The sequence below is a fragment of the Agrobacterium sp. S7/73 genome (assembly GCF_019355535.1).
Taxonomy (GTDB): Bacteria; Pseudomonadota; Alphaproteobacteria; order Rhizobiales; family Rhizobiaceae; genus Agrobacterium; species Agrobacterium tumefaciens.
On record NZ_CP072137.1, the window covers coordinates 757,806 to 774,773 of the forward strand.

The following is a 16,968-nucleotide window of genomic DNA, read 5'->3' on the forward strand; positions in this document are numbered from 1 at the left end:
CGCGGGATCAACGCGTTTTCATACTGTCGACTGTCGAGAGGGAATCATGGTGGCGTCTACCGCAGCAATACTTGAACAGGACAATGCAGACGAGATTCTGGCGCTCGGGCGGATGGTTTCCTATCTTTGCCAGCGCTCCAAATCTCTGGAACTGGGGATGTCGACCTATTTCCTGGAAATGGCATTGCTGTCGCTGGCCCAGGACATCAATCAGCATGGCTCGCTACCGGCTGGCGCAGAAATGAACGGCAGCGGTTTCGCACACGCCGAACTCCATTAAAACACCGCTTTTTAACGACCGCGTCTGCAATTGCGCAGAGCCGCAGACATTTTTCGTCTGCGGTTCCGGCTGGGCTGAAACACACCGGACGCATATATTTTTTAGTCAACTCCAAGAACTTTTGTTCCCAGCATTTGTCGAGGCCCGGTTTTTACCGGGCCTCGATTTGTAGTGGAAGTAAAGACGACAGAATTCTGTCGTCAGGCAACGACCGCGCCCGGACCCGCCACAGCACCCGGCGGCACCTTGCCCAGAATAATCATGCCGAGGACCTCGTCCTTCGTCACATCTTCCGTGCGGGCATGGCCGACCACCTTGCCGTTTTTCATGACGAACACCCGGTCGGCGAGATCGAAGACGTCATGGATATCGTGGCTGATGAGGAAGATGCCGATGCCCTGCCGTTTCAGTTCCTTGACGAGATCGCCGACCTGTGCCGTTTCCTGCGGCCCGAGTGCTGCCGTCGGTTCGTCCATGATGAGGATGCGGGCATCGAACAGAATGGCGCGGGCGATTGCCACGGACTGCCGCTGGCCACCGGAAAGCGCCTTCACCGGCTCCTTGAACCGCCGGAAATTGGGGTTGAGACGCCCCATGACCTCGCGGGCCGAAGCTTCCATGGCGACATCATCCAATGTTCCCCATTTCGTCTTCAGCTCGCGGCCGAGATAAAGATTGGCCGCCGCATCGACATTATCCGCCACCGCCAGCGTCTGGTAGATGGTTTCGATGCCGTATTTCTTGGCGTCGCGGGGATTGCGGATATCCGCATCCTCGCCGTTGATGAGGATGTCGCCCCCATCCCGCCGGTATGCACCGGACAATATCTTGATGAGCGTCGATTTGCCGGCGCCGTTGTGGCCAAGAAGGGCCACAACCTCACCTGGGAAAAGATCGACAGAGGCGTTTTCCACCGCATGGATACCACCGAAGGAAATGGAAATATTGCGCATTTCCACGAGGGGCGTGACTTGTTCCGTCATTGGGGTTCTCCTCGGTTCTTACTTGGCGCGGGCGCGGTAGATGGTGTCGAGCCAGACGGCGACGACCAGAACCACACCGACGACGATGCGCTGAAAGGGCGTATCGATGCCCACAAGCACCATGCCGGATTGCAGCGATTGCATGACGAGCGCGCCGAGCATCGCGCCCGCTATGGTGCCGACGCCGCCGGCGAGCGACGTGCCGCCGATGACCGCCGCCGCGATCGTATAAAGTTCATCCAGTTCACCCTGGGCATTGGTGGCCGCGTTGAGGCGGGCAGTCGAGATTGCCGCAGCGATGGCGCATAGAACGCCCATCAGCGTGAATATCTTGACCGTGACCCAGCGGGTCTTGATGCCGGCGAGTTCCGCCGCCTCCGGGTTGCCGCCGATTGCGAACACATAGCGTCCGAAGCGCAGCCGCGTCGCGATGAAGGTCATGACAGCACCGACGGCAAGCGCCATCAGCACCGGAATGGCAATGCCGTGCGGAATGAACAGACCACCATCCGGCCAGGTAATGCCATTGGCATCGGCATAGTTGCGGGCAATGTTGACCGGCCAGGGATAGCTGTTGACGACAGCTACGAAACCGACGACGACGACGCAGCCAAGTGCCACCAGGAAATATTCCGCCCAGACGGGCCGCAGCGGAAAACCGAAACGGCGACGCTGGTGGCGGGAATTCAGGATTGCCGCGACAATGGCGACGCAGGCGGCAATGGCTGCGATCCAGCTCCATGTCGCGCCGATCGAGCCGCTGGTGCCGCCACCCATCAGGCGGAAGGTGGAATCCATCGGCGCCACGGTGCGGCCGCTGGTGACGAACCATGTGCCACCGCGCCAGACCAGCAGACCGCCAAGCGTGACGATGAAGGACGGCACGTTCAGGAAGGCGATGATCGAGCCCTGCAGCATGCCGATCGCTCCGCCGACGAAAATGCCGACCAGAAGCGTGACGATCCATGTCGCCCAATGTTCAAAGCCGAGGAGCTGCGGCAGGATTTCCGCCTGCATGACACCCATGATCATGCCGGAAAAACCGAGGATCGACCCGACCGACAGATCGATGTTGCGGGTAACGATGACAAGCACCATGCCTGTCGCCATCACCGCGACAGAAGCGGTCTGGACGGAGAGGTTCCAGAGGTTTCTCGGCGTCAGGAACAGCCCGCCCGAAAGAATATGGAAACCGATCCAGATCAGAAGAAGCGCGCCGACCATGCCGAGCAGCCGGGTATCAAGCTCCGTGGCACTGATGAAACGCGAAATCGAGCCCGTCTTTTCCGTCTTGGGGGACGCTGTGGAATTGGATTGTGTCATGTCGGCCATGGACTGCCGGTCCTCCTTACATCTGAAAGGCGCCGCGCCACGTATCAGTGGCGCGGCGCCCAAACATCAACCTAGCGGTCTCAGTTGCAGGCCTTGACGGATCCGGCCTTTACACCCTGGCAGGCCGTTTCCTTCTTGATCCAGCCGGCGTCGATGACGACGTTCAGATTGTCCTTGGTAATGGCGATGGGCTTGAGGAAGACTGACTGCATCGTCACTTTTTTCGGACCGCCATCAAAAGCGGCAACGCCCTTGATTTCCGTCATCTTCTTGCCGCCCGCAAGTTCCAGCGCGATGCCGGCAGCTTCCTTGCCGAGTTCGCGGCTATCCTTCCAGACAGATACCGTCTGCGTGCCGAGCGCTACGCGGTTGAGCGCGGCGAAGTCCGCATCCTGACCGGATACAGGAACAGAACCTGCGAGGCCCTGCGCGGCAAGAGCGGCAATTGCGCCACCGGCCGTTCCGTCGTTCGAGGCGACGACCGCATCGACCTTGTTGTTATTCTTGGTCAGGAACTGCTCCATGTTCTTCTGGGCATTTTCCGGCTTCCAGCCATCGGTATAGGCTTCGCCGACATTCTTGATCTTGCCCGCGTCGACAGCGGCCTTCAGAACTTCCTGCTGTCCGGCAAAAAGAAAGTCCGCATTCGGATCGGAAGACGAACCCTTGATGAAGACGTAGTTGCCTTCCGGCTTGACCTTGAAGACTTCGGCGGCCTGAAGGCGACCGACTTCCTTGTTGTCGAAAGTGATGTAGAAGGCGTTCTTGTTTTCGATCAGGCGGTCGTAACCCACCACCGGAATACCTTCAGCGACGGCCTTTTCAACGGCCGGGCCAATCGCGTCGCTGTCCTGCGCAAGAATGATCAACGCATTGGCGCCCTGGGAAATCAGCGATTCCACGTCAGTCAGCTGTTTTGCGGCGGACGACTGCGCATCGGCGGAAATATACTTCGCACCGGCCTTGTCGAGAGCTGCCTTGATTGCCGCCTCATCCGTCTTCCAGCGCTCTTCCTGGAAATTGGACCAGGAAACGCCAACGACGAGATCAGCAGCAATGGCTGCGGTGTGCAGGGAAACGAGTACAGCTGTACCCGCCAAAAGCTTGGCAAACGAATTCATGATGTCCTCCCGGTAAGGGCGAAGCCTGCACCTCCATGCAGGGAAAACGCCCGGAAAAAGCTGTCGGGCTCTGTGATTTCACAATTTTCTCGACAGTCGAGAAAATTAATGTCAGAGATTCCCCATGCTGTCAACAACGGCTGCGGGCAGCATCCGGGTGCCTTGATCTTGCTCGTGGCGTGCGCCATCAGAGGGGATAAGCACGACAGGAAAAAAGCCGTTCAGGGAGCATACCCCAGCCCATGTCCGCCATTGCAAGCACGGAACTGGTGCGCCAGAAAAACAGCCTGTCGGTGATGGCAGCGCTGCGCCTTCATGGCAGCCTATCCCATACGGACATGTCCTCCTTCACCGGGCTTGCCTCCGCCACCGTTTCCGCAATCACCATGGAACTCGAGCGGGCCGGCCTAATCCTGCGCAAAGAGCAGCTAGCCGCCGCCGGGCGCGGGCGGCCGCGCATCCTCTTTGGGCCTGATGGTGCTTTCTGCCACGTCGCCATCGTCATCATTTCGTCCGACAGCGTGCAATATTCGTTGGTCGACTATGCCGGCAAGCTGGTGGACCGCTTCACCGAGCAGAGGATCACGGCTGAAAAAGGGTCGTTCGGCGACTCGATCCTCTCCGGCCTTGCACGGCTTGCGGACCGTTCGCGCATCGACCGGCACGACATTCTCCAGGTGTCGATCAGCAGCAAGGGGCTTGTGGACGCGGCAGCGGCGGTGCTCGTCTGGTCGCCGGTGCTCGGCACCGAAAAGATAGATTTCCAGCAGCTCATTTCTCAGGACGGCCGCATCCGCGTGACGCTGAACAACGAAACGCTGCTGGCCGCAAAAGCCATCTGGATGCAGGAGCAGGCAAAGGACGGCCCGAAACCGGAGGCACTTGTCACCCTATCGCTCGGCCACAGCATTGGCCTCGGCATTGCCCGCGCCGCGGGTGGAGGGATAGAGGTTAGCGCTCCCAATTTCGGACATATGCTGCATCTGGCCGATGGCGCCCTTTGCCGCTGCGGCACCAGAGGCTGTATCGAGGCCTATTCAGGGTTTTATGCAATCCTGCGTTCGGCATTCGAGGCCCCGCCGCAGGCGGAACCGGCAAAATTCGTGCCGATTGCCGAAGTGGACAAGATCGCCGCTTCCGCCCGCGCCGGCGGGCGCATGGCGCGGCTTGCCTTCCGCACAGCCGGGCTTGCACTCGGCAACGGCCTTTCACGTCTGTTCAGCCTGCACGGCCATATGCCGGTCTTCATCACTGGCCCCGGCACACGCTATTTCGATCTTCTGGAAATCGGCCTTCACGATGGCCTTGCGCAATCGCAGTCGGTCCGCTTCGGCGGAATGCCAAAAATCGGCATCGCGCCCAACGAACCGGAACTGGTGTTCGAAGGGCATATGGAACACGCTCTGTCCGCCGCCGACGACTATATATTGAGCGCCGATGGCCCTGAAAGAGCGGCAAGGAACTCGGGGAACTGACGGGACAACTCGTAAAAGCTCAGGCCTGCTCCGTCACGGCTTCGCCCTTTTCCTTGACACCAGTCAGCGTGGAAACGAATTCATCCAGAGCGGCAGCCTCGTCCCTGCTCAACCGCAGGCCCTGTTTAGTGCGCCGCCAGAGAATATCCTCTGCTGCAAAGGCCCATTCGTGTTCCACCAGCCAGCGCACTTCGCATTCGTAAAGTGTGCCGCCGAAATGCCGACCGAGGCCGGAAACATCGGTGGCGACACCGAGCAGTTCCGCAGCCTTCGTGCCGTAGTTTCTGATGAGCCGCTCGGCATGGCGTCCATCAAGGAATGGGTAACGGGAGACAAGCGCCCTCACCTGGGCGTCATATCTCTCCACCCCGAAGTCACCGCCCGGCAGATACGATCCCGCCGTCCAGGGCTTGCCCTTTTCTCCGATGGCTGCGCCGATCTTTTCCAGAGCATGTTCCGCCAGCCGCCGGTAGGTGGTCAGCTTGCCGCCGAAGATATTGAGTAGCGGCGCTTCGCCCTCTGCCTCTTCAACCTTCAGCACATAGTCGCGTGTGGCTTCCTGCGCCTTTGAAGCGCCATCATCGAAAAGCGGGCGCACGCCGGAATAGGTCCAGACGATATCATCCGGCTTCACCGGCTCGCTGAAATATTCGCTGGCGGCATTGCAGAGATAGGAAATCTCTTCCTCAGAGATGCGCACCTTGGCCGGATCGCCCTTATAGTCGCGGTCCGTGGTGCCGATCAGCGTAAAATCTTGCTCATAGGGAATGGCGAAGATGATGCGGTTGTCCGGGTTCTGGAAGAAATAGGCGCGCGGATCGGAAAACTTCCTGCGCACGATGATGTGGCTGCCCTGCACGAGACGAACATTGTGCACATCGTTGCGGCCGAACACGCCGGACAGCACGTTATCCACCCACGGGCCAGCGGCATTCACCAGCATGCGCGCTCTGTGCGTGGCTGAACGGCCGGTCTTTTCGTCCAGCGTCTCGATAAGCCACACGCCGCCTTCGCGCCGTGCGGAAACGACCCGCGTGCGGTTCATGATCGTCGCACCGCGATCCGCCGCGTCACGCGCATTCAGAACTACGAAACGGGCATCGTCCACCCAGCCGTCGGAATATTCGAAAGCCTTGGCAAAGACCGGCTTCAGAGGTTTGCCTGCCGGGTCCTGCCGAAGATCGACCGTGCGCGTCGGCGGCAAAAGCTTGCGGCCGCCGAGGTTGTCGTAAAGAAAGAGGCCAAGCCGGACCATCCATGCCGGACGCACGCCGCCTTTCTGGAGCGGCAGGACGAAGCGCATGGGCCAGATGACGTGCGGGGCCATGGACCACAGAATTTCACGCTCCATCAAGGCTTCGCGCACCAGACGAAACTCATAATGTTCGAGATAGCGCAGGCCGCCATGAATGAGCTTGGTGGCTGCCGAAGACGTACCGGAGGCAAAATCGCCCTTTTCCGCAAGCGCCACGGAATAGCCCCTACCCACGGCATCGCGGGCAATGCCGCAACCATTAACGCCACCGCCGATGACAAAAAGATCGAATATGTTTTCGCCGGACATAGGGCCTCCCAAAACAGCGCCGGGGACCATTTTCCCCTACGTTGAAAGATTATCGTCATAAAAACGAAAACAAAACGAATGTCAAAAGAAAACAAACGAAACCCATGTTTTCAGCACAAGCGAACGGCAACTGCCGCCGGTGAATCACGTCGCCAGCGTGTTTCGGGATGTCGGTACGGGGTCTGTGTTTCAGACGTGTGTCGGAGTGACCTGCTCAAGCTCGTAAAGCACGCCGCCCATATCCTTTGGATGCAGGAAGAGAACGGGATTGCCATGCGCGCCGATCTTCGGCTCGCCATCACCTAAAATGCGGATGCCTTTTTGGACGAGATCGTCTCGCACGGCCAGAATATCCGGCACCTCAAAGCACAGATGATGCGTGCCGCCACCCGGATTTCTTTCGAGGAAGGCGGTAATCGGGGAGTTCTCTCCAAGCGGATGAAGAAGTTCGATCTTGGTATTGTCAGCCTGAACGAAAACCACTGTCACGCCGTGTTCGGGCAGGGATTGCGGCTCGGAAACTTGAGCGCCAAGCGCCCTGTATCGCGAAACCGCGGCATTAAGATCGGGCACGGCAAGGGCGACGTGGTTCAATCTTCCGAACATGGCCGTATTCCTCTCACGCGTTGCGCCGGATGCCTTCGAGCAGATCGAGAACCTTGTTGGCCGCATCCATGACATTGGTGCCGGGTCCGAAAATCGCCGAAACGCCGTGGTCCAGCAGGAACTGGTAATCCTGGCGTGGGATGACGCCGCCGACGACGACGATGATGTCCTGGGCACCCTTCTGCTTGAGCGCCTCCACAAGCTGCGGTGCGAGCGTCTTGTGGCCTGCGGCAAGCGACGACATGCCGACCACATGCACCTTGTTCTGAACCGCAAGATCGGCTGCCTCGGCAGGCGTCTGGAACAGCGGCCCGGCCAGCACATCGAAACCGATATCACCAAAGGCCGACGCGATAACCTTCGCGCCGCGATCATGCCCGTCCTGCCCGAGCTTTGCGACCATGATGCGCGGTTTGACGCCGAGCCGTTCTGCCACGCCGGAAAGCCGCGTAGCGAGCGTGGCAAGCTCCGGCTCGTCCTTGTAGGCTTCTCCGTAAATATCCTCCACCACTTCCGGCACGGCAACGTAATCGCCGAAGACGGCACGCAGCGCATCGGAAATCTCGCCGACGGTAGCGCGGGCGCGGGCGGCGACGACTGCCGCCTCGAGAATATTACCCTTGCCGCTGCGGGCAATTTCAGACAACGCCGCCAGCGCCTTCGAGAGGTCCCCGCCGTCGCGGCGACGTTTGGTGTCCTCAAGGCGGCGGATTTGCGCGGCGCGTACGGCGGCGTTGTCGATATCGAGAACGTCGATATCCTCCTCGGTTTCCAGACGGTAGCGGTTGACGCCGACGATGACTTCCTCGCCCTTGTCCACGGCCGCCTGCCGACGCGTGGCCGCCTCCTCGATCAATCGCTTGGGCAGGCCTTCGGCCACCGCTTTGGTCATGCCACCAAGCGCCTCCACCTCCTCAATCAGCGCCCAGGCTTTTTGCGCCAGTTCATCCGTCAGGCTTTCGACGTAGTAGGAACCGGCCAGCGGATCGACGACCTTGGTGACGCCGGTTTCATGCTGGAGAATAAGCTGGGTGTTGCGGGCGATGCGGGCGGAAAATTCTGTCGGGAGGGCAATGGCTTCATCAAAGGAATTGGTGTGCAGCGATTGTGTGCCGCCCAGCACGGCGGACATGGCCTCGAAAGCGGTGCGGACAATGTTATTGTAAGGGTCCTGTTCCTGAAGAGACACACCGGATGTCTGGCAATGGGTGCGCAGCATGAGCGACGACGCCTTTTGCGGCTTGAACTCTTCCATGATGCGCGACCAGAGGAAGCGGGCGGCGCGCAGCTTTGCGGCCTCCATGAAGAAATTCATGCCGATGGCAAAAAAGAACGACAGGCGGCCGGCGAAATCATCGACATTCAGTCCCTTGGCAAGGGCGGCCCGCACATATTCCCGCCCATCCGCCAGCGTGAAGGCAAGCTCCTGCACCAGCGTGGCACCTGCCTCCTGCATGTGATAGCCGGATATCGAAATGGAGTTGAATTTCGGCATCTCCTTCGCCGTATATTCAATGATATCAGCAATGATACGCATCGAAGGCTCGGGCGGGTAGATATAGGTGTTGCGGACCATGAACTCCTTGAGAATGTCGTTCTGGATGGTGCCGGAAAGTGCGGCACGCGAGACACCCTGCTCTTCCCCCGCAACGATGAAATTGGCGAGCACCGGAATGACGGCCCCATTCATGGTCATGGAGACGGAGACCTTTTCGAGCGGTATGCCATCGAACAGGATTTTCATGTCCTCGACGCTGTCGATCGCTACGCCTGCCTTACCGACATCGCCTTCAACGCGCGAGTGGTCGCTGTCATATCCGCGATGAGTGGCAAGATCGAAGGCGACCGAAACACCCTGTTGGCCGGCGGCGAGCGCCTTGCGGTAAAAGGCGTTGGAAGCTTCGGCAGTCGAAAACCCGGCATATTGGCGGATCGTCCATGGCCGCCCGGCATACATGGTGGCGCGCGGGCCGCGCGTGAAGGGTGCAAAGCCCGGCAGGCCATCGAGATGTGAAGCCTTTTTCAGGTCATCGGCCGTGTAAAGCGGTTTGACGTCAATGCCTTCGGGCGTATGCCAGACGAGTGCATCCGGTGAACGCTTCAGCTCCTTTTCGGCAAGCTGCAGCCAATCCCGCACCGTTTTTTCACCCGACATGCATATCTCCCCTTCTGCATTTCATTTTCAGTACTGTGACTGGTGATCGTGACCGAAATCCAGCCTACCCCGTAACCCGCTCCGCCCCTCATCCGTTCCTCAAAAACGGTATCAAGCCCTATTCAAATTCGATGATAACCTCATCCACGGCGAGGCTATCGCCCGGCTTTGCCGACACTTTGGCGACCCGGCCGCGTTTTTCCGCACGCAGGATGTTCTCCATCTTCATTGCCTCCACCGTCGCCAGCGCCTGACCGGCTTCCACCTCGTCCCCCTCGCCAACCGAGATCCCGGTGATGACGCCCGGCATCGGGCAGAGCAACAGTTTCGACGTATCGGGCGGCAGCTTTTCCGGCATCAGCAGCGCCAGTTCCGCCACGCGCGGGCTGCGCACATGGGCGAGAACATCCATGCCGCGCCAGCGCAGACGAACCGCCGCACCGGCAAGATCGACCTTGGCGGCGATCACCTCGCCCGCCACCGTGAACAGGCCAAGGCTGCGGCCGGGAAGCCAGCCGGTAGCGACCGTCAGCGCAGCACCATCCTCAAAACGGATTGCCATGCCTTCAGCACCGGTTTCCACGCTGACGCTTCGACGGGATTGACCAAGCGAAACCACCCAGTCCTGACCGACAATGCGACGATGATTGCCAATGGTACCGGAAATTTCGACCGCACGGTTTTGAAGCCGCTGGTGGATAACGGTGGCGATGGCTGCGAGCTTGCGCGCGGAGGCCTCATCGGGCTCGACCCCGGAAAAGCCCTCCGGAAATTCCTCGGCGATAAAACCCGTCGTCAGACGGCCGGCCCGAAAACGCTCGTGCTGCATGACAGCCGAGAGGAACGGCAGATTGTGGCCGATGCCCTCCACTTCGAAACGATCCAGCGCCTGCCCCATGGCATCGATGGCGGTTTCACGATCCTTTGCCCAGCTACAAAGCTTGGCGATCATCGGATCGTAATACATCGAGATTTCACCGCCTTCGAAGACGCCGGTATCGTTGCGGATCACGGTGCCGTTTTCCTGCTCGCCCTCTTGCGGCGGGCGATACCGTGTCAACCGGCCGATGGAGGGCAAGAAATTACGATACGGGTCTTCAGCATAAAGCCGGCTTTCGATTGCCCAGCCGTTCAACCTTATATCGGTCTGCCCGAAGGACAGCTTTTCGCCTGATGCCACGCGGATCATCTGCTCGACCAGATCAATGCCTGTGACGAGTTCCGTTACCGGATGTTCCACCTGCAGGCGCGTATTCATTTCCAGAAAGTAGAAATTGCGCTCGCCATCAACGATGAATTCCACCGTTCCGGCCGAATGGTAACCAACTGCTCTCGACAGAGCCACGGCCTGCTCGCCCATGGCCTTGCGCGTTGCCTCATCAAGAAAGGGCGATGGCGCTTCCTCAATGACCTTCTGGTTGCGGCGCTGGATCGAGCACTCTCGCTCGCCAAGGTAAAGAATATTGCCGTGTTGATCGCCCAGCACCTGAATTTCGATATGGCGCGGCTGGGTGACGAATTTCTCGATGAAGATGCGGTCGTCCCCAAAGGAAGATTTCGCCTCGTTTTTTGACGACTGGAAACCCTCGCGCGCCTCCGCATCGTTAAAGGCGATGCGCATGCCCTTTCCGCCGCCGCCGGCCGAGGCCTTGATCATCACGGGATAACCGATCTCGGAGGCGATCCTCACCGCCTCATCTGCATCCCCAATCAGCCCCATATGGCCGGGCACGGTGGAAACACCGGCTTCCGCCGCGAGCTTCTTGGAGGTGATCTTGTCGCCCATGGCCTGGATAGCGCCGACCGGCGGGCCGATGAAGATCACACCCGCCTTCTCCAGCGCCTCGGCAAAGGCAGCGTTCTCCGACAGGAAGCCATAGCCGGGATGCACCGCATCAGCCCCGGTCTTCTCGATCGCAGCAAGGATTTTATCGATGACGATATAGGACTGCGACGAGGGCGCCGGACCGATATGAACGGCCTCATCCGCCATCTTTACATGCAAAGCATTGGCATCAGCATCCGAATAGACGGCAACCGTCGCAATGCCCATCTTCTTCGCCGTCTTGATGACCCGGCAGGCGATCTCGCCGCGATTGGCGATGAGGATTTTCTTGATCACGCGGTTATTCTCCCCTCTTCCCCTCACGACAAATGCCGTATGCCGTCCTCAAATCTCGAAAAAGTTCTCGAAGGATTCCGGGAAATTCTGCCGGGCGACGCGCTCGTCGATGACAAGCATCGCCTGGTAGGAAAGCGGATCGAAATTCTTTTCCGCCGGCAAGACCTCGCGGCCGAACAGCAGGCTGAGGCGGGCCGCGTCGAGATTACCACGCTCGAACGGCTCGGGACCAAAATGGTGCCAGAGCGAGTGCAGGAAGGCCGCATCGATGCGGTGTTCCTTGGAATCGTCCCGCGCCCTTCGGGGTATCATCTTGATGGGCGTTACCCCTTTTGGATTGGCGCGGCGGATGGTGAACTGGATGCCCGTGCTCGGCATGCCGGAGGGAAATCCCTTGTGTTTGGTCATTTCGGGCAGGTTCGCCATCTTTTGTCCTTCCAGAAGCATTTCCATTAAAAGCAGGTCCGCTTTTACGTCCGGATATGCGTAAATTCAAATAATTAGAGCGCTTTCATGGTCCTATTAAAACCAGAAGCGCTCTAGTCTTTTCGTTATGCCTTGCCGATTTTGTCCTGCGTCTTCTGCTCGAAGTCGGAGGCATCGTGGCGTTCATGCAATTGTTCGGACGGATCGCCCGAGGTTTTGTTGACGATCACGCCGCGCTTGACCGCAGGGCGTTCGCCAATTTCAAGCGTCCAGCGCATAAGGTTCTTATAACCGGCCGCTTCAAGGAAAGCACCGGCATCGCCATAAGCTTGGCCGAGCGCTATCTTGCCATACCAGGGCCAGACGGCCATGTCGGCAATCGTATATTCCGAGCCCGCCAGATAACGGTTGTCGGCCAGATGACGGTCAAGCACGTCAAGCTGGCGTTTAACCTCCATGGCGTAACGGTCGATAGCATATTTGATCTTGATCGGGGCGTAGGCGTAGAAATGGCCGAAACCGCCGCCGAGGAAGGGGGCGGAACCCATCTGCCAGAACAGCCAGTTCAGCGCCTGCGTGCGGGCATTGCCCTCTTTCGGCAGGAAAGCGCCGAATTTTTCCGCGAGATAGACGAGGATCGAGCCGCTCTCGAAAACCCGGGTCGGCTCGGGCGTCGAATGATCCATCAGCGCCGGGATCTTGGAGTTCGGATTGACGCCGACAAAACCGGAGCCGAACTGGTCGCCTTCGCCGATCTTGATCAGCCAGGCATCATATTCGGCGCCCTTGTGGCCAGCGGCCAGCAATTCTTCCAGCATGATCGAGACCTTCTGGCCATTCGGCGTTGCCAGCGAATAAAGCTGCAACGGATGTTTGCCGACCGGCAATTCCTTGTCATGGGTGGGACCGGCGATCGGGCGATTGATATTGGCGAACTGGCCGCCATTACCCTTGTCCCAGGTCCAGACCTTGGGCACTTCATATCCGGCGGGAAAATTATCTGCGGAGGAGTTCTCGGCCATAAAAATCAGTCCTTGTGCGTTTCGGGAGGGCACCGAAGGTCGGGCGCCTGAACATCATTATAGTAAGGTGGCCAAAGTATTTTTCCAGCCCCAGAGCAGGTCAGAGCGGAATGGTATCGTGCTTTTTCCAGCGGGTTTCGACGTTCTTGCCCCGCAGCGAAGCAAAGGCACGGGCGATGCGGCGGCGCGAGGAATGCGGCATGATGACCTCATCGATGAAACCACGCTCTGCCGCCACGAAGGGATTGGCGAAACGCTCCTCATATTCCCTTGTGCGCGCGGCGATCTTGTCCGGATCGGAAAGCTCCGAGCGATAGAGGATTTCCGCGGCCCCTTTTGCGCCCATGACAGCGATTTCCGCAGTCGGCCAGGCATAGTTCACATCAGCGCCGATATGTTTCGAGGCCATCACGTCATAAGCGCCACCATAGGCCTTGCGGGTAATTAGCGTCACCATCGGAACCGTCGCCTCAGAATAGGCAAACAGCAGTTTCGCGCCGTGCTTGATGACGCCGCCATATTCCTGCGCCGTTCCCGGCAGGAAACCGGGCACATCCACCAGTGTCAGCAGGGGAATGTTGAAGGCATCGCAGAAGCGCACGAAGCGGGCGGCCTTGCGTGAGCTGTCAATATCCAGACACCCGGCCAGCACCATCGGCTGGTTTGCGACGACGCCTACCGTCTGGCCTTCCAGACGCATGAAACCGGTGATGATGTTTCTGGCAAACGCCTCCTGCAACTCGAAGAAATCGCCCTCGTCGGCGAGCGCATGGATCAGTTCCTTCATATCGTATGGCTTGTTGGAACTGTCGGGGATCAGCGTATCGAGGCGCGCTTCCAACCGTGCGGGATCGTCATGAAAAGGCCGGACTGGCGGTTTTTCCCGATTATTCAGCGGCAGGAAATCGAAAAGCAGGCGCACATGCTCAAGTGTCTCGATGTCGTTTTCATAGGCGCCATCGGCAACGGAGGATTTTTTGGTGTGTGTGGAGGCGCCGCCCAGCTCTTCCGCCGTGACGATCTCGTTGGTCACGGTCTTCACCACATCCGGCCCGGTTACGAACATGTAGGAGGTATCGCGCACCATGAAGATGAAGTCGGTCATGGCAGGCGAATAAACGGCACCACCGGCACACGGCCCCATGATGACAGAGATTTGAGGCACGACACCGGAGGCGATGACGTTGCGCTTGAAAACGTCGGCATAACCGCCGAGCGAAGCAACACCTTCCTGAATGCGCGCGCCGCCACTGTCGTTGAGGCCAATCACGGGCGCGCCGTTGCGCACGGCCATATCCATGATCTTGCAGATTTTCTGGGCATGGGTTTCCGACAGCGAACCGCCGAGCACGGTAAAATCCTGGCTGAAAACATAGACCTGCCGGCCGTTGATGGTGCCCCAGCCGGTAACGACGCCATCGCCCGCCACCTTCTGTTCGGCCATGCCGAAATCCACCGCCCGGTGGGTAACGTACATGTCGTACTCTTCGAAGGAACCTTCATCCAGCAACACATCGATGCGCTCGCGCGCCGTCAGCTTGCCCTTGGCATGCTGCGCCTCAATGCGCTTGACGCCGCCGCCGAGCCGCGCTTCGTCGCGGCGCGTCTGCAATTGCTCCAGAATGCTGGGCATGTTTCCTCCATGCGTTTCCTCAAATCAATAGCTTAGAAAACATTCGCCTAGAAGCCTTGATCGTGCGCGTATGCGTGGCATAAATATTTGCAATATTTACTTTTGCAAAGTTGCAACATGGCTATGGAAAAGCTCTTCATCGGCCGCAAGGTCCGCGGCCTTCGCGAAAACGCCCGCGCCACGCAGGCACAGTTTGCCGAACGGCTCGGCATTTCGGCCAGTTATCTGAACCAGATCGAAAACAATCAGCGACCCGTTTCCGCCAGCGTTCTGGTGACGCTGGTGGAAAAATTCCAGCTCGACGTGACGGAGCTGGCAACCGGCGAAAACGACCGGCTGGTTTCCGCTGTGCGCGAGGCCCTGAAAGACCCGCTGTTCCTGAATTACGAGCCCGGGCTGCAGGAGCTGAAGCTGATTGCGCAGAACGCACCGGGTTTTGCCCATGCGCTTTTGCGCGCCCACCAGGCCTACCGGCAAAATAGCGAGCAGCTGGTGCAGCTGGATGACAGGCTGGGGCGGGGAACCGCGCAGGTGGAAAGAACACCTTACGAAGAGGTCCGCGATTTCTTCCACTTCGTCGACAATTACGTTGCCGAGATCGATCTTCTGGCGGAAGAACTTGCATACGAACTGGAGATAGAGGGCGGCGAGACCTACGGCATTCTCGCGGCCCATCTACGCAGCCGCTTCGGTGTCCATATCACCAGAACGGAGGCGGCGGGCGGATTGATCCGGCATTTCGATCCGGCCGGCAAAACGCTGGCGCTCAGTTCCTACATGGCAGTACCGACCCGCTGTTTTCAGCTTGCGCTTCAGATCGCCCAGCTTCATGCGGGAGCAACCGTGGACAGAGTGCTGGCCGGCGCCGGTTTCCGTAGCGCCGAAGCCGCGGAAATCTGTCGCATCGGCCTTCACAACTATTTCGCCGCCGCGCTGATCCTGCCATATGGGCAATTTCACCGGGCCGCGCAGGAATTGCGCCACGATCTGGAACTTCTGGCCGTGCGCTTCGGCGCGAGCCTTGAACAGGTGGCCCACAGGCTCAGCACTTTGCAACGCCCTGGTCAGAAAGGCGTACCGATCTTTTTCGCCAAGATCGACCGGGCTGGCAACATCACCAAACGCCACAGCGCCACAAGGCTGCAATTTGCCCGTTTCGGCGCGGCCTGTCCGCTCTGGAACATTCATCAGGCCTTCGAAAGCTCCGACAGGATAGTACGCCAGCTGGCGGAAACACCTGACGGCGTGCGCTATCTTTCCATCGCCACACAGATCGAAAAAGCCGGCGCCGGTTTCAACACGGACAGGCCACGCTATGCCATCGCGCTCGGCTGCGAAATTTCCCATGCGCAGAATTTCGTCTATGCCGATACACTCGATCTCGCCAATGCCGCCTCCTTCAAGCCCATCGGCGTTTCCTGCCGGGTTTGCGAAAGGGTCGACTGCGTGCAGCGCGCCGTACCGCCGCTAAAACGCAAACTACATGTCGATCATCTCTCACGTGGGGCCTTGCCCTACCGGATCGCAGACTTCTAGCGCCGCGCGGCCATATCAGGGTAGCGGCACCATCGCGCGCCGCATGATATTTGCATAGTAGCCCCAGAACAGCCGGGCGGCGACGGAGCGCCAGGGCGTCCAGAGTTCCGCCCGCGCCGCCAACCATTTCGCATCCGGCCGTGCCTCGAGCGAAAGCGCGTGGCCCACCGCAGCCCGCAGCGCCACATCGCCAACCGGAAAAATGTCGGGGTGGCCGCCGCAGAACATCAGATATACTTCCGCCGTCCACGGACCAATGCCGCGAAGCGCCACCAGCTCATAAAGGGCCACATCCGCTTCCTTGCGACTGACGGCATCAAGATCGATGCGGCCATCCGCAACCGCGTGCGCCAACCCTTCCAGCGTTGTTGCCTTGGCCCGGGAAAGGCCGAATGTGGCGCGCAATTCTTCCGGCACCGCCAGATAGTTTTCCGCCGTCACCGCCCCGCCCGTGCCGGCAAGGATACGGACCCATATGGCGTTGGCGCTGGCGCGCGACACCATCTGCGACACGACGATATGGGCAAGGCCCGCAAAGCCGGGCTCGTGAATACGCAACTCCAACGGACCGGCTTTTTCGATAATAAGGCTAAGAGCCGGATCGAGGCGGGCAAGATGCGCCAGACCTTCGCTGATATCGTCGAGGCCCCTGATGATTTTCATGTCTGCACAGCCCATATTCACGTTGGCCCGGCACCGGGTGGCGAGGCGCT

General features: G+C 59.4%; 14 protein-coding genes. 3 read left to right on the forward strand and 11 right to left on the reverse strand.

Annotated elements, in window-relative coordinates:
* The first annotated feature begins 46 nt into the window (after positions 1 to 46).
* Positions 47 to 280 (forward strand): hypothetical protein, encoded by a 234-nt coding sequence (locus tag J5276_RS18385; protein ID WP_013761765.1) that lies wholly within the window; start codon positions 47 to 49, stop codon positions 278 to 280.
* Positions 281 to 480: 200 nt separating this feature from the next.
* Here the strand turns inward: J5276_RS18385 and J5276_RS18390 are convergent, their stop codons facing one another.
* The 3 genes from J5276_RS18390 to xylF form a co-directional block, all read right to left on the reverse strand.
* Positions 481 to 1,263 (reverse strand): ATP-binding cassette domain-containing protein, encoded by a 783-nt coding sequence (locus tag J5276_RS18390; protein ID WP_003511297.1) that lies wholly within the window; start codon positions 1,261 to 1,263, stop codon positions 481 to 483.
* 18 nt (positions 1,264 to 1,281) lie between these two features.
* Entirely contained in the window at positions 1,282 to 2,595 is a 1,314-nt protein-coding gene (locus J5276_RS18395) for a sugar ABC transporter permease (RefSeq protein WP_065662488.1), read from the reverse strand.
* Between the two features lie 80 nt (positions 2,596 to 2,675).
* Positions 2,676 to 3,716 carry a D-xylose ABC transporter substrate-binding protein gene (gene xylF / locus J5276_RS18400; RefSeq protein WP_003511300.1) on the reverse strand — a complete coding sequence of 347 codons (1,041 nt, stop codon included), beginning with the start codon at positions 3,714 to 3,716 and terminating at the stop codon, positions 2,676 to 2,678.
* Positions 3,717 to 3,958: 242 nt separating this feature from the next.
* Between xylF and J5276_RS18405 the strand changes: the two genes are divergently transcribed.
* Positions 3,959 to 5,191 (forward strand): ROK family transcriptional regulator, encoded by a 1,233-nt coding sequence (locus J5276_RS18405; RefSeq protein ID WP_065704405.1) that lies wholly within the window; start codon positions 3,959 to 3,961, stop codon positions 5,189 to 5,191.
* A gap of 19 nt (positions 5,192 to 5,210) precedes the next feature.
* On the opposite strand, the gene J5276_RS18410 is transcribed toward J5276_RS18405, so the two are convergent.
* The 7 genes from J5276_RS18410 to J5276_RS18440 all read right to left on the reverse strand — a co-directional run bounded on the left by J5276_RS18410 (position 5,211) and on the right by J5276_RS18440 (position 14,719).
* Positions 5,211 to 6,755: a glycerol-3-phosphate dehydrogenase gene (locus J5276_RS18410; protein ID WP_065704406.1), complete on the reverse strand. Its 1,545-nt coding sequence runs from the start codon at positions 6,753 to 6,755 to the stop codon at positions 5,211 to 5,213.
* Positions 6,756 to 6,944: 189 nt separating this feature from the next.
* Entirely contained in the window at positions 6,945 to 7,361 is a 417-nt protein-coding gene (gene mce / locus J5276_RS18415) for a methylmalonyl-CoA epimerase (RefSeq protein ID WP_003511303.1), read from the reverse strand.
* 13 nt (positions 7,362 to 7,374) lie between these two features.
* A complete protein-coding gene (gene scpA / locus J5276_RS18420; protein ID WP_065704407.1) occupies positions 7,375 to 9,516 on the reverse strand; it encodes a methylmalonyl-CoA mutase in 2,142 nt (713 codons plus the stop codon).
* 118 nt (positions 9,517 to 9,634) lie between these two features.
* Positions 9,635 to 11,638, reverse strand: a complete 2,004-nt coding sequence (locus J5276_RS18425) for an acetyl/propionyl/methylcrotonyl-CoA carboxylase subunit alpha (RefSeq protein WP_065704409.1) — start codon at positions 11,636 to 11,638, stop codon at positions 9,635 to 9,637.
* A 48-nt stretch (positions 11,639 to 11,686) separates the two neighbouring features.
* Positions 11,687 to 12,064 (reverse strand): hypothetical protein, encoded by a 378-nt coding sequence (locus J5276_RS18430; protein ID WP_013761770.1) that lies wholly within the window; start codon positions 12,062 to 12,064, stop codon positions 11,687 to 11,689.
* Between the two features lie 125 nt (positions 12,065 to 12,189).
* Positions 12,190 to 13,086, reverse strand: coding sequence for a glutathione-dependent disulfide-bond oxidoreductase (gene yghU, locus J5276_RS18435; protein ID WP_003511310.1), 897 nt, complete (start codon positions 13,084 to 13,086; stop codon positions 12,190 to 12,192).
* Between the two features lie 100 nt (positions 13,087 to 13,186).
* Positions 13,187 to 14,719: an acyl-CoA carboxylase subunit beta gene (locus J5276_RS18440; RefSeq protein WP_035199610.1), complete on the reverse strand. Its 1,533-nt coding sequence runs from the start codon at positions 14,717 to 14,719 to the stop codon at positions 13,187 to 13,189.
* Between the two features lie 117 nt (positions 14,720 to 14,836).
* On the opposite strand from J5276_RS18440, the gene J5276_RS18445 reads away from it, so the two are divergent.
* Entirely contained in the window at positions 14,837 to 16,255 is a 1,419-nt protein-coding gene (locus J5276_RS18445; RefSeq protein ID WP_065704413.1) for a short-chain fatty acyl-CoA regulator family protein, read from the forward strand.
* 15 nt (positions 16,256 to 16,270) lie between these two features.
* Here J5276_RS18445 and J5276_RS18450 read toward each other — a convergent pair whose 3' ends face one another.
* Entirely contained in the window at positions 16,271 to 16,918 is a 648-nt protein-coding gene (locus J5276_RS18450; protein ID WP_174012043.1) for a DNA-3-methyladenine glycosylase, read from the reverse strand.
* Positions 16,919 to 16,968: the final 50 nt, after the last annotated feature.